At 57.7% G+C, this 14,227-nt stretch carries 11 protein-coding genes; 5 read left to right on the top strand and 6 right to left on the bottom strand.

Annotated elements, in window-relative coordinates:
* Positions 1-103: 103 nt before the first annotated feature.
* The 5 genes from UH5x_RS22110 to UH5x_RS22090 all read right to left on the bottom strand — a co-directional run bounded on the left by UH5x_RS22110 (position 104) and on the right by UH5x_RS22090 (position 6,856).
* Complete coding sequence (locus tag UH5x_RS22110) at positions 104-1,267, bottom strand: purple acid phosphatase family protein (protein ID WP_482636053.1); 1,164 nt, start codon at positions 1,265-1,267, stop codon at positions 104-106.
* A 412-nt stretch (positions 1,268-1,679) separates the two neighbouring features.
* Positions 1,680-2,753, bottom strand: coding sequence for a hypothetical protein (locus UH5x_RS22105; RefSeq protein ID WP_482633703.1), 1,074 nt, complete (start codon positions 2,751-2,753; stop codon positions 1,680-1,682).
* A 253-nt stretch (positions 2,754-3,006) separates the two neighbouring features.
* Entirely contained in the window at positions 3,007-3,828 is an 822-nt protein-coding gene (locus UH5x_RS22100; RefSeq protein ID WP_482633702.1) for a hypothetical protein, read from the bottom strand.
* A gap of 390 nt (positions 3,829-4,218) precedes the next feature.
* On the bottom strand, positions 4,219-5,379 hold the full coding sequence (locus tag UH5x_RS22095) for a transposase (RefSeq protein ID WP_482633701.1): 1,161 nt from the start codon (positions 5,377-5,379) through the stop codon (positions 4,219-4,221).
* A gap of 121 nt (positions 5,380-5,500) precedes the next feature.
* On the bottom strand, positions 5,501-6,856 hold the full coding sequence (locus UH5x_RS22090; RefSeq protein WP_047813801.1) for a rhomboid family intramembrane serine protease: 1,356 nt from the start codon (positions 6,854-6,856) through the stop codon (positions 5,501-5,503).
* 519 nt (positions 6,857-7,375) lie between these two features.
* Here UH5x_RS22090 and UH5x_RS22085 point away from each other — a divergent pair.
* From UH5x_RS22085 to UH5x_RS22075, 3 genes are all read left to right on the top strand, one after another.
* Complete coding sequence (locus UH5x_RS22085) at positions 7,376-8,914, top strand: nucleoside permease (RefSeq protein WP_047813800.1); 1,539 nt, start codon at positions 7,376-7,378, stop codon at positions 8,912-8,914.
* A gap of 205 nt (positions 8,915-9,119) precedes the next feature.
* Positions 9,120-12,155 (top strand): VWA domain-containing protein, encoded by a 3,036-nt coding sequence (locus UH5x_RS22080; protein WP_482633700.1) that lies wholly within the window; start codon positions 9,120-9,122, stop codon positions 12,153-12,155.
* Complete coding sequence (locus tag UH5x_RS22075; protein ID WP_047813798.1) at positions 12,152-12,349, top strand: hypothetical protein; 198 nt, start codon at positions 12,152-12,154, stop codon at positions 12,347-12,349. Before UH5x_RS22080 ends, UH5x_RS22075 begins: the two co-directional genes overlap by 4 nt.
* On the opposite strand, the gene UH5x_RS22070 is transcribed toward UH5x_RS22075, so the two are convergent.
* The gene (locus UH5x_RS22070) at positions 12,346-12,768 is read right to left on the bottom strand and encodes a VanZ family protein (RefSeq protein ID WP_047813797.1); all 423 of its coding nucleotides are present in this window, start codon (positions 12,766-12,768) and stop codon (positions 12,346-12,348) included. The genes UH5x_RS22075 and UH5x_RS22070 overlap by 4 nt on opposite strands.
* A gap of 188 nt (positions 12,769-12,956) precedes the next feature.
* On the opposite strand from UH5x_RS22070, the gene UH5x_RS22065 reads away from it, so the two are divergent.
* Both UH5x_RS22065 and tadA read left to right on the top strand, forming a co-directional pair.
* A complete protein-coding gene (locus UH5x_RS22065) occupies positions 12,957-13,661 on the top strand; it encodes a LamG domain-containing protein (protein WP_482633699.1) in 705 nt (234 codons plus the stop codon).
* The gene (gene tadA / locus UH5x_RS22060; protein ID WP_482633698.1) at positions 13,658-14,137 is read left to right on the top strand and encodes a tRNA adenosine(34) deaminase TadA; all 480 of its coding nucleotides are present in this window, start codon (positions 13,658-13,660) and stop codon (positions 14,135-14,137) included. Before UH5x_RS22065 ends, tadA begins: the two co-directional genes overlap by 4 nt.
* The last annotated feature ends 90 nt before the right edge of the window (positions 14,138-14,227 follow it).

The following is a 14,227-nucleotide window of genomic DNA, read 5'->3' as shown; positions in this document are numbered from 1 at the left end:
TACTCGAATCAAAAAGGGGATACTCATCGGTCAGTCATCATCTGCTGGTGAGAACTGACCTACCGAACTCAGGGAGGAGTCCGTTGCTGAAAAACCAAGTCGCCTACTCGCGGACCGGGCGTGTGAACTGGTCGCGGACCGTTCCATCTTCTAGCAAGCAGGTGCCCTGCAACGCGTCCCGAGTGAATTTCAAGACAAACACATGGTTGCCTTGATCGGCCATCCCTGGTGACTCCAAGAACCAACGGTCGGTCTTGGGAGTCCGTTGTGGCACGCCCAAGCCTCCTTCACCGATGTAAACGACGCCGGTTTCATCGTGCTTTCCATCACGGATTGGAACCGTGCGTTTGATGTTGTGCCCATCCGCTTCGCAGACCAAATCCACGTCGTACTTTTCAAACAACGGCACCCAACTCTTCAAACCGGAACCGGGTGTTTTGACCGCGGGAAAAACCGGGCGATGGTACTGAGTGACCAACCAGCGATGAGTGGGACGCGATTCCTTCAGCTCCGCCTTCAACCAATGTGCCTGATCGCCCGCCGTGCTGGTCTCGGAATTCAGTGTCGTGAAGCGAACCTGAGGACCGATGTCGAACCCAAAGTAATTCAGATCGCCCTCGGGAAAACCAAACACTTCGTTGAACGGTTTCCCTTTGTCGTGGTTGCCACGAGCCGGGATGATCGGCAGCAAGCGACCGTCAGGCGCGGTCGTCAATTCATGGTCGGACAACCACATCGACCAAAGTTCCATCTTGGTTCCCGTGACGATGTAATCTCCGCCGTGGGCGAACGCCAAAATGTCATCGGCCAAGTCATCGTTGTCATAGGAATCCACGACCAACCCGGCGATCATTTTGTTCATCCGCCGGCGGGCGTCTTGATCGGATCGGGAATCCCCCCCATGCAAGATGCTGAATGCACGGTCCGTTGCCGGGGCCGTCACAAAATAGAACCCAGGCGACTCATTCCCGTCGCTGACCATTTGCACCTCGTACGCCGTCGCAGGCAGCAAGTCCGTCAAACGAACGTGATGGTAATACGACTCGAATTCGCCGCCGGTGTAGCGTCCCGATTCGGCCAATTGCTCGGCCGGACTGTCCTCGCTGCCTCGGACGCGAAACCGAACGGAGTGCGAGCTCCCCGCTTCTTTCGTGCTCCAAGAAACGGTGGCTTGGGTCGCCGGGTCAGCGGTCCAAATGACACGCCACTGAGCTGGTTGGGTTCCGGTCAGGGGAGCATCCGCGCGGACTGCCCCACTTCCCAGCATCAGACTGCAAACAAGGCCAAGTATCAGCGTGCGCGTGCATTTCCTAGATTTCATCTGCGGGTCAGGCCAATCGGTGGGTGGGGGTGCGTTTGCTGCCGAATGCTGCAGCAAACGCGGTAGGGGCTCAGGAGTCTACATTCTACTCGCTGGAACCACCAACCTCCAAATGACCCATCGAAGGAACCGTGGGCGACAATTTCTAGAATTCAGGTGAGTGCAAAAGGCCATGAGCCCTCCGGCGACCCACCGGGCGACTTGCCCCATTTCGTGAGGACGAACTTGTTCCCCAACGATTCCTTCGTACCTGAGCCAACCCTATTCGGCAAAACCTTGATGGTCCGAACGTCTCAGCGTCTCGTTCTCGCGAGTCGTGAGCGAACTCTCTTCGGCTGACTCACCCAATCACGTGTCCTTAGGGAGTGGCGTACTTCGAGTGGGCGGACGCATTGAATTCCTGCAAGGCCTTGTCGAAGGTACGATTTTCGAACTCGTAGTTCCACGGTTCGATGTACCGCATCCCGAGCTCTTCTGCCTGTTGGAACACGGTCGTGTAATCGTTGTTCTCAAATCGGTTGGGTTGGTCGGAGCGACCGATCACCTGACCATAAAGATCACCTTGGTAGTTTTTCAGGAGAGAGATCAAGTTGCCTTGGTAGGTCGTTTTACCCGAGATCCACCACATGCCGATGCCGACGCGATCTTTATACTCAGGCTCCTGGAACTCGCTGATCAGACGCTCCGGAATCTCGGTGCTGCGAAAGAGTTCATGCACCTCGAACGCGACGGCTTTTCCGGGGAAGGCACTGAGCACACTTTGCGTCGCCTCGGTGGCTGCTTGGAGCCAGAGATCGCCAAATTTTTTCTCCGCGTCCCGATCACGTGGATTGATCCCGGCGGCACGCAGCAATGTTTCCGAAGGGACACCGTTGAAATGACCTTCAGTCCCATTGCTGGTCATCTGCGGGACGTAGATCAGTTTCAAACGCTCGGTGCGGTATTGGTTGCCAACAGCCTGCAACATCTTTTTCAAGCGTTCTTGAACAATCGGGTCCCAGTACTTGGGCATCTCGACCGGATTTCCGCGGAAGCTCATCGAGAAGGTCTCAACATGGAGGTCGGAGACCAACCAGGTCGGCGACAGCGAAAGAGGTCGTCTCCGTCCTCGAGCGATGTTCGCTCGCGATGGGGTGCGTTCGCGAGATTCAGTCGAAGTCCAACCACCGTGGATGGCGAGCGTCCAGTTCATGTTGGGTTGGAGCAGACGAATCTGTTCCTCAATGCGAGTGAAATTGAACTGCCCGGGTCTGGGTTCAATCTCACTCCAGGTGACCCGGACGAGCCCGCCCTTCATGTTTTTGTTTTGAACAGCGCCACGAGTGATCACGCTGGCATAGGTGCCGATTGGTTTTTCAACTTCCTCGCCCAAGGCAGACGAGACCAGGAACAGTGGCGAGAGCAGCAGCGCAAGTAGTTTTCGAATGTTCATGCTGATTCAACCGCTGAGGCATGAAAAGGTTTCGGTTGCGACGTCCATCGAACACCAATCTCACCCCACCCAGTGGACGAATTTGCATCTGCCGCCACTCGCGACGAAAGGCCCCGTGGGTTTAGAAGCAAACGCGAAGCAGGTCGGCAGGAATGAACGGGAATAACCCAGTGAGCCGCTTGGGCGTCAGCCCCGACTGCACGTGGGAGCAACAACGCTTGCCAAAACAGTTCAAATGCCGAAAGACTCCTGCTTACCTCCGGTTCAACGTCCAGTGGATGAAGATTGCGAGCGGCACGCCACCGTTGGCGATCCGAATCAACGTTTCCGGCCAAGCCTCGATGCCGAGAGCGGTCATGCGACTCGCCGCCGTCACCAAGCCCCAAACGACCATGTAGAACGCCGCGACACGTGAACGCAAGACCAGCAAAGCCACCGCAACAAGGATGTCGACCACGCCAATCACGACCAACATATTTTCGACCGTCGTCTGAGTGAAACCGATGTCGGTCCATTGCATATCTGATAGCAGAATCAGATCGGTGAACGGGGCGTAGCATGCGTACGCTTTGTAGCCATGCGCAGCGAAGGTGAATGCGGCCGCGACGGTCAACATCAACACCGCGAATCGAGTCCGTTTGGAGGAGGAACACGATGCGGCACCGACTCCGCCACAGATGGCCAGTGCCATGGGCGCGACGTAGCGGACCGCATGTTCGGGAAAGGACAATTCCGCGAACACCGCCGCACGCATCATGTGCGCCGCGGCGATCAACAGCATCCAAAGAGCAACGCATCCGGCAGCGGCCTGATCGAGCCTGCGAACAACGTTGAACCACCGCGAGTCACTCGGCATTTCCCACATCAGCCAGCCGGCCAAGCCAAAGACACCACCGGCGACCAGCGTCATCAGAGCGCCAACGTTGTCAATCGACTGAGCGAGTGCTTCGGGCCAATGGCAATCGAAATACAGCCAGCCATAGACGTCGCTTTCCGTTTCAAGTGATGAAAACAGATAGCGTCCGCCCACCCCAACGCACTGGACCACGACCACCACCCGCAGGCACACGAACATTGGCAGTGAACCAAGTACCCGCCACCCTCCTTTGCCAGGGGATACGGAACGGTCGGTTGATGTCGACGGGGGTGAGATCGGTGTATTCATGGGCGACGAATGATACTCCATGCAAGGCAATCTGTTTGCCCCCTTGAATATGGTGCCAGCCACCTTTGAATATGGTGCCAGCCACCTTAATTGTTTGACCGCGCCGAATGTTTGGCATTTACGGCGGCAGATTGGGGACAACTCCCGCTGTCTTGTTGCCATTGTGCGAGCTGATCGTCTGCTCAGAGGCGTCGACTTCGCGATTGCGGTCGAGTGTGCGCATCAGAGTAGAACCGTTGTCCCCAACTGTTCCGTCGTCTCATTCACCACGGTGAAGGCCGGCGATCGCTTCGGGCCTGCTCAACCGAAGCAGGCTGCGGCTTGGACCTGGCCTCGGTGGTGGTGGCGGCCGGTTCGTTCGGCATCCGCTTTCATCGATTCAGGACGACCGATGCAGCTGGTTCTGCCAAAGTACTTCTGCCAGTCCCACACCAAGTCTCGCCACATCGAAGCGTCGATTCCAACCTCGGACAGCGTTTGAGCGAGACGCGCTGGCAGCTCAGCGACTCGAACGGCGACGGACTGCGCCGCAGTCCAGTCCAGCAATCGTTTGTAGTCGCTCCAGCGGATGTTCAAGAATCCGCGATCGCTGCTGCGGAGACCCTTCGTGTGGACTTGCGGTTCGTTGGACAGTTTGGTTTCGTTCAGCGTCAGTGGACTCAACCATTCGTCGCGTCGGATGCGTTTCCCGGTTGGATTGCGTCGTTTGGCTTTTCGTTTTTGCTGAAGAACCTCGACCGGCGTCTCTCGAATTTCTCGTCCGGCTTCTTCTGTCGGGATCGGTTTCAGATCAAAGGCCGCCGAAGCAATTCGTTCGCCCTTGCGAGCTTCGATTCGGTCGTAGGCACTGGTGTGCGGGCTGGTCTCGGGACTTGCCGTCATCGCTGCCCGGACCGGGTTCAGATCGACGTACATGCTGCACGCGAGCAACCCTGCCTCGTCGACGATTTTTTGTGCTTTGAAGCGTCCCTCCCAAAACCTACCGGTGCATTCGTCTTGTTTGTTCGCCATTCGAGCAATCGGTTCAGCCAGGGCTCGCATGAACCAGGAGATGTCTGACAAGCGGTGGCGGACGTCGGCCAGACGTTCCTTGTTGCGAACCAGCATCTGAACATCGTTTTCAGTCGGCTCGGCCAGGTGTTCTTCGAGGCGTCTGCCGGGGAAGACCCGCAGCCAGCGAATTGCGACTTCCTCGTCGCTCCACTGAGCACAGACATCGGGGCGATTGCGAAGAATCTGATGCATGTGATTGCTCAGCACCGCGTACGAAAGAACGTCGACCGCGAACACTGAAGCCAGGGCTTCCATCCGCCTGCGGATCCATTCTTTGCGGAACGAGTAGTCCTTGCCAGTCGCTTGGTCGACCCCTGCGAGGAAGGCGCGTCGCACACATCGCTGGACCACGTGCACGATTCCCACTTCGTTTGGATCAAACTGTTCACATCGCTGAGGCCGCGGCATCGCTCTGCTCTCCAAAGGGATTGGCAAGACAAAAGCATCGTATGCATCGCCGCAGCAAAGTCAAATCAAGGTGGCTGGCACCATATGGAGATGGAGATTTGGATTGGATCGTCGTTGGCGGTCACGGAGGCGTGGCGACTGCTCGGCACAGGGTGAGCAGCTGGTCTCGGCGGGCAAGCGTTTGTTGTTGGGACTCGGTGGGCTTCTTCTCGTCCACATGAATTTGATTCAAGGAGGCCGTCGCGAGATCGGCGCGGCGCATGACTTTGAACTGGATCTGGGCCAGTCGCAAGCGTGCTTCGTTGGACAGCGAACCGTCGCGGTCAGCGATGATTTGCAGTGGGCCCGCTGCGGGAACGAACTGTTTCCCTGCGGCATAGAGTTTGGCCAAGTCAAACAGGGTCTTGTCGGACAACCCCGTGGCGATGGCGAGTTGGTCCAGCTTGGCAAAGTGGGAGTTGGCGACGCTCAAACTGCCGCTCGCGAGGGCTTGTCGTAGCAGCATCGACAGGCGATTGAACTCGGAGTGCGATTGCGACGCGGTCATCGCGGCTTGAGCGGCTGCGGCAGCATCGTTGGGGCCACGCTTTTTCTTGCCAAGGAACCCACGCTTGGTTTTCACTGGCGTGGCCGACGCCGATTGCCGTTGAGCGTAGGTGGATTTCGCATCGACTTGCGAATGCTTGCTCGCCAAGGCCGCCGCCACAGGATCGTACGCAATGGCCGCTTCCCGCTGAATGGCTTCGCGACGCGACGGTGGGCAGAGCCACTCGTATTCCTGCAACCACTCGTTGCGGGAAATGACGTCCCAGTTCTCGCAGTCAACACGACCCGTGTGCAGCATCCAGAGCCCGATGGGTGCGCCAACGAGTGCACCGAGCATATGCAGCACCCCAGACGAGACGGAGAACCCCGCGACGAACATTTCAACGACTTGCAGAAACAAGAACAGCATCGCGAGCGTGACGACTTTGATTTCAAACGCGAAGGCTCGGATGAGCAAGAACAACCCAAAGACCAACACACATTCGACGTCGTTTTCAGGTGCCCAAATCAAAGCAATCATCATCAATCCGAACACGGCTGAGGAGGCCCCCAGTGAATACCCTTCGCCGACGAGGACCAACATCATCAGCTGTTCGACAACGCATTCGCCAACAGCAATGCCCAAATAGATGAGCAAGAACTTCCACGCACCAACTTTGCCTTCCACGATCAGACCGAACGCCCACAGGAAGAACATGTTGCCCATCAAGTGAAACGGACCAGCGTGCAGAAAAACGCTGGTCACCCACTGGACCGGATGGATCGTTTCGTACGAAAGAGCGAAGCGTTCCAACGTTTCGTAGTCAATGTTTCCAGTGACCAGCCCCCAGACGCAAACACTGAAGGCGAGCACATTGGCAACGATCAGGCTGACGGTGGCGATCGGCCAGTGATAAATGGGCGCGTCGGTCGAGATCGGCACAAACAACACGACGCGTCTCCTTCGAGTGAGGGGAATGACAATGGCAACCACCGCGACCGTAGTCTAACGCGATCGACGCCAGCGGTGGCAGGAAACCACCTGTTGTGGGGCGAGCCTCGATGATCGGCAGGACCTGGAGCCCGCCGGGTGCGTGACCTTCAAAGGGTTTGTTCATCGATCGCAAAGCCCCTTGGGTTTGCCTGACCGCGGAGGCAGATCGGTTCGCCACTGGCCGGCAAGGGCTCCGGCCAATCCGCTCGCATGCGTGTTGGGCAACGATTGATCCACTGAGGAAGACCGGGGCAAATCCATCGACAGCCTGCTCTGCGTTCAGCATTCGCAACAGTCGGTTTGGCTTGGGCAGGCAATCGACAAACTGAGGCTGAGTCGAGACACGGCTCCTGCGAATTGTCTTAAGATGGGCCGACCCGCGGCCGCCATCGCGTGGCTCCCCACTTGCGAGAGCGCCGGCCGCAGCCGGAAAGCTCACCTTGAAACCTCCTGCCTCGTTTCCCAGTGCTGACTCAAATGCAAGACGCAGAATCCAACTCCCAGTCCGCCGCCAGATGGATCGTCCCATCGTTGTCGCTGATGATGTTCCTCCAATTCTTCGCGTGGGGAGCTTGGTTCGCGAGCCTGTCCGCTGCGATGGATTCGAATTTATTGGGAGCGTTCATTGGCGGTGCCTATGAAGCGGCTCCCCTCGCAGCAATCTTCGCTCCCTTGTTCTTGGGATTGGTCGCCGACCGGTTCTTTGCGAGCGAACGTGTGATGGGATCGCTGATGCTGGTTGGCGGCGGCATCATGCTATTGATCCCGGGAATGGCGGAAAGTGCTTCAGCGTTTGCCAATGAGACCGCCGATGCCATGCGTGCTGCGGGCACCTACGATGCGGAGGCCTTCAGCGCCTCGCAAGCGGAGGAGAACACCGCTGGCAAGACTTTGGTCTGGATGATCTTGGCGTACCTCCTGTGTTACATGCCGACACTGGGACTGGGCAACACGATCGCATTTTCGAACATCCCCAGTCAAAACGATTTCCCGAAGATTCGCGTTTGGGGCACGATCGGCTGGATCGCTGCGGGCTTGACGGTCGGGATCTTGGGTTGGTCCTCGTCGTACAACATCTTTTGGCTCGGTGCGGTCAGCTCGCTCGCGTTGGGTGTGTTGTGTTTCTTTTTGCCGCACACCCCGCCACCGCTCAAAGGCAAGCCGATGGACATGCGGTCGCTGTTCATGGTCGATGCATTTGCGTTGCTGAAAGATTGGAACTTCCTGATCTTCGCGGCTTGCTCGACGTTGATTTGCATTCCTTTGGCTTACTACTACGGCATGACAGCCACGTACCTGAGCCAAACCGGATTCGCGGAACCGGCGGCGACGATGACAATCGGGCAGATGTCCGAAATCATCTTCATGTTGCTGATCCCGTTCTTCTTCCGCCGTTTAGGCGTCAAAGTGATGATCTTGGTCGGGATGGCTTGTTGGGTGTTGCGTTACGCTCTGTTCGCGTATGGCGCACCAGATCAAGTCACGTGGATGTTGCTCGCCGCGGTGGCGCTGCACGGCATTTGCTATGACTTTTTCTTTGTGACGGGGTTCATGTATACCGACCAGAAAGCCCCGCTTGGCATTCGCGGCCAAGCCCAGGGGTTATTGGTGTTCTTGACTCAAGGCGTCGGGATGTTCTTCGGTTACCGGATCATGGCGGGAGGAGACTTGTTTGGCTTCATTCCTCTCAACTTGACGTTCGGAAACTACGGCCAGCAGGTGACTTCCTCGCCGACCTACGTGGAAGCGTTGGCGGATGCACGCGGTGAATCGACGTCCCTGTCGTTCCTGGAATCATTCACGCAGATGTTTTCACGAGCATTGCCCGAGGGACTCGATGCGGGGATCTTGGCGGAAACGATGGGACAGTGGAAGGACTTTTGGTTGTCGCCCGCCATCATGGCGGCGATCATCTTTGTTGTCTTCGCCGTGACATTCTGGGACCGAACCGAAACGGAACCAGACGCGGCCGAAGCCTCTGCTGCCGAGCCCGTTCCATCGGACACCTCGGTCTGATCGGCTGGCAATCAGGTGCGAACACCGCGGGACCCCACCGTTGGATCCTGCGTTATGATGGAGCGGTGGGTGTGAGCGACACGCCAGTGGTCAGGTCGCTGCATCGACTTGGGTTGACGATCGCTTTTCCGGCCTCACTGGGTTCCCCCCAGCCTCGCGGGGTTCCCCAGCCTCAAGGGGCTATTCAGCCATCCAGAGCTCTTTCGTGACATTTCCTTTTCGCCTCGGTTTTGAATCGCCCGACTACCTTTGGTGGTTGGCTGCGCTGCCGTTGTTGTGGTGGCTGGGATGGTCGCACCTGCGAGTGCTAGGGGCTTGGCGACGGGTCGTTGCTTTGATCGTCCGGACCGTTGTCTGGACCGCGATCGTGGCGGCGCTTGCCGGTGTGCAACTGGTCTGGACCAGTGACCGGATCACGGTCATGTACGTGCTGGATCAAAGCGAAAGCATTCCGTCGGCGAAACGAACGGCGATGCTGGATTACGTGATCGAATCGGTTCGCCGTCACCGAAATGCAACGCGTGGTGACCGCGCGGGGATCATCGTCTTCGGTCGGGATGCGATGATCGAGATTCCGCCTTACGACGACAACGTGCCGCCGATTCGTCGTCTGGAAAGTTTGCTGGAACGCACCGACGCGACCAATCTGGAAACGGCACTCAACCTCGCTCAGGCATCCATGCCCGAGGACACGTCACGCCGCATCGTGATCGTGACCGATGGCAACGAGAACATGGGAGAAGCTCGCCGAATCGGCAGCCGGATTGTGGACGCGGGGATTGGGATCGACGTGGTTCCAGTGTTGAAGGAGGCCGGCGGAGAAGTCTTGGTCGAAAAGATCGATCTGCCGACGAACATTCGCAAAGGGCAACCATTCGAAGCACGCATCGTGGTGGATCGCCAAGGTGCCAAGCAATCCGATCCAGAGAAACCTGTCACAGGTCGCTTGCGCGTCAAACAGAAGGTCGCAGGCGAAGAAGCGTTGCTGCTCGAACAGACCGTGGAGCTGCAACCGGGAAAGAACGTGTTCCCGCTGCAGCACAAGATCGATCAACCAGCGGCATACACCTATGAAGCGGAATTCATTGCCGATGACGACGAAGACGATTCTCTGACGCAGAACAACAGTGCGACCGGCTACACCTACGTCCGTGGCAAAGGACGTGTGCTGTTGATTCACGGTCCAGAGGACATTGGTGATTTCGAACTGCTGATTGCAACGTTGCGAGATTCCAACATCGAAGTGACTCCCATGCCAACCACGCAGCTCTTCGGATCGCTGGCCGAGCTGCAACCCTACGACGCGGTGATTTTGGCTGGCGTTGCCAGGGTGTCCGGTGACACCACTCAAACGATCACTTCGTTCAGTGATGACCAAATCGAAATGCTGGTCCGCAACACCCAGCAACTCGGGGCCGGGTTGCTGATGATCGGCGGTCCAGATTCTTTGGGCGCCGGTGGATGGACAGGGACGGAGCTTGAAAAAGCGATGCCGGTCGACTTCCAAATCAAGAACACCAAAGTGCAAGGTGTCGGGGCTCTGGCCTTGATCATGCACGCCAGCGAAATGGCGCAGGGCAATTACTGGCAAAAGCAGATCTCGATCGCGGCGATTGAGCAGCTCGGCAGCGCGGATCAAGCCGGCGTGGTTCACTGGACCATGAACGGTGACAAATGGTTGTGGGGCGGATCCAAAGGCATGTTGGAGGTCGGCCCCAATCGACGCGCGATGCTGGCGGCGGTGGGACGGATGTCACCAGGCGACATGCCGGAATTTGATCCGGCGATGCGGATGGCGGTTGCGGGGTTGGTTCGAACCGATGCTTCAGTCAAGCATTTGATCATCATCAGCGACGGGGACCCGGGAGCACCCACCAACAGTGTCATCCAAGCCTTCCAAGACAACAGCATCACGATCAGCACGGTCGCGGTGGAATCGCACGGGTTGTCCGACAGCAAACGATTGCAAGACATCGCTCGGTCCACCGGTGGCAAGTACTACGCGGTCAAGTCAGGGCGTGCATTGCCCGGTATTTTTCAGCGTGAAGCTCGCCGGGTGACTCGGCCGTTGATCTACGAGCCACCCGGCGGCGTCACCCCGCAGATTGTCTTTCCGCACCCGGTCGTCGATGGGTTGGACTCGCTTCCACCGATCACCGGTTTTGTCATGACTCAGGTCAAAGACAGCCCGCTGGTTCAGGTCATCGCTCAGTCCCCGAAACCCAGCACGCCAGAAAACGCGACGGTGTTGGCCACATGGACCTACGGGCTGGGACGCTCCGCGGTGCTCACAACCGATGCGGGCGCACGCTGGACGAATGCTTGGACGGGGTGGCCCGGCTATGAAAAACTGCATTCGCAATTGGTGCGTTGGTTGATGCGTCCGACCGGCGACACCGGTCAATTCTCGTTGGCCACACAGGTGCGAGATGACATGGTCGATGTCATCGTGACCGCGCTCGACGATGACGATTCCTTCCTCAACTTCTTGGAGGTCGGTGGTTCGGTTTTGGACCCTGATCTTCAACCATTGATGCTGGACATGGAGCAGACTGCACCGGGACGCTACGAGGGGTCGTTTCCGATCGATCGAGCGGGAACCTACTTCGTCAACGTGATTCCCGGCCAAGGCAACGCGCCGTTGTCTGCTGGCGTCACGGTGCCTTACAGCGAAGAGTTCCGGTATCGTGAAACCAACGAAACCTTGATCGCTCAGTTGGCCTCGATGAAACCGGATGGAGGCGAAGCCGGGATCGTCACCGAGCCTCTGGAAGCAACCTTGAATGACGCCCTGTTATCGCGGGACACGTTCCGTGGTGGATTGCCGTTGGCCCGTCGAATTCGTGATGCGTGGCCATGGTTTGTGTTGGCCGCTTGTGTGTTTTTCTTCACCGACGTGTTGGTGCGACGTGTCGCGATTCGGTTTGGATTCCTGAAGACTTGGTGGAAACGAATGGTGGGGGATGCCCAACCTGAAACGGCAACGGTCGCGAGATTGGATCAACTGCGTCAAACCAAAGAGGACGTCCACAAACAACGACGAGCCAGCCCACGGTTCGAGCCGGAATCGATCGACACTGATGGCTCGAAACGGTCGGACATCGAAGGGTTGGATTCCCCACTGGGGCGGCCAACGGATTCCCAGGATGCATCGACGTCAGCAAGCAGCCAAGGTGACTCATCAGGGACCAGTTACACCGAACGGTTGCTCGAAGCCAAGCGACGGGCGAAGAAGAAATGATGATGCTCGTCTTCACCGCGTTCGCGTTGCTGCTCATCGGGTTGGAACTGTTCACCGGATGCGCGATGCTCGGATGGGCAGCGGACAAAATGGTCGTTGAACGCGAGAAATCGCCAGGCCCGTATTGGTTTGCAATCGCCTTGCATTCGTTGGTCGGCATTGGATTGCCGATCCTGTTTGCGATCTACGCCTAGGTCGCCGACGGCGAGTGAACCGAATCCGAGCGTTCGCGGTGACTCAGCCAGGCCCAGCGAACGGCTGCGTACAGAAACACAGCGGTCAGGGTGCCTGCGGCGTCGGCCAAGAAATCCATCGGGTCCGAATGCCGGCCTCGAACCAGAGCCTGGCTCAGCTCATCGACGCACGCATACACCAAGCACATGGCCACGATGATTGAAAAGCGACGCCAGACACGGGACGAGTTGGTGCAGTAGCAAAGCAACATCGCCAACCCGAAGAAAGCCGTGAAGTGCATCACTTTGTCGTTCACCGACGGGAGTGACTGGGGCATCTTGGGCAGATGCGTGCCCACAAAAATCGCGACCCAGTAGGCAACCAAAGCGATCACGGCCAATCGAAAGCCGAGCAGTCGAAATTTGGTGACCGGTTGCATCAGCGGTGCTCTCGCGAGGACAATGGGCGTCTATGACAATTCGTTCGCTAAAGGTCTCTATCGTGCGTCCGCAATCCACTCCTTCGATCAATCTGGCTTCGTTTCCGGCGTCGCGGGCATTCTTGGCGACGCTCGTGCTCGCACTTGCCCCATCTTCTGCATATTGCCAGTCCGGGGAAACTCCCCCTGTGGCGGCCAAAAGCGATGCTGAAACGAAAAACACCGCGAAATCACAGTTCAAATGGCGTCCATTGGCCGGAAAATGGGACGAAGCCCACTTTGGTGGGGACGGCGGAATCACACGAGAAAATTGGAAGAAGACTGCTCAGGACGATTCCGCGAAGCAGCCTGCGACCGGTGAGTTGTTCCGTTTGGGGATGGGCGACCCGCTGACCGGAATCCGCTGGACCGGTGATTTTCCACTGGAGAACTACGAACTGCGACTGCAGGCTCGGCGAACCGACGGGTTCGACTTTTTCGCGGCCGTGACGTTCCCTGTCGGTAAAGAACACTGCAGTTTTGTGCTGGGGGGCTGGGGCGGCGGTGTGGTTGGAATCAGCAGCATCGATGGGAATGACGCATCGAGCAACGAAACCACCGGGTACAAAGACTTCGAAAACAAGCAGTGGTACAACATCCGGATTCGAGTCGACAAGGAAACCGTGACCACTTGGATCGATGATTCAGAATGGTCCAACGTGAACCGATCCGAGCACACGTTTGACATCCGAATCGAGATGGATCCATGCCTGCCGTTGGGGATCGCAAATTTTCAATGCGAGAGTGAAATCCGAGGCCTGGAGATTCGCCGTTTGGACGATCAGTCCCCCGCTGAAAAGCCTGAATCGCCGAGCGAAGAAGCCTCCGCAATCACACCAGCGGGAAACCCATGAGTTTGGACCCCTTGGACATTGATCGTCACTGGATGCAGCGGGCGATCGAGATGGCTCAGTCTGCCGCGATGGAAGATGAGGTTCCGGTTGGAGCGATCATCGTGCGATCGGGAACCGCGATCGCCGCAGCGGCCAATCAGCGGGAAGCCTTGCATGATCCCACGGCTCATGCGGAGATGATCGCGATCACCCAGGCGGCAGCTTCGATCGAAAACTGGCGTTTGGAACAAACGACGCTGTACGTGACGCTGGAACCCTGCCTGATGTGTGCGGGGGCGATTCTGCAGGCTCGCGTGCCGCGGGTGGTCTTTGGGGCCAGCGATCCCAAGGCAGGGGCGGTGACCAGTTTGTACGAAGTGCTGACCGATTCACGCCTCAATCACCGCTGCGAAATCACCCATGGCGTGATGGGCGAACAGTGCGGCCATTTATTAACCGAGTTCTTCTCTGCCAAGCGTGCACTGGGCAAAAAGTAGGGGAAGAAGTCCAAGTCGATCGACGCTAGAATGCAGGGCCTTCTCAGTCCAAGACGGCTGACACACTCCCTCCGAACCTTTCCCGTGGCA

The organism is Rhodopirellula sp. UH5, from assembly GCF_056839225.1.
The sequence above is the reverse complement of the archived record's forward strand: the minus strand, read 5'-3'. Positions and strand labels throughout refer to the sequence as shown.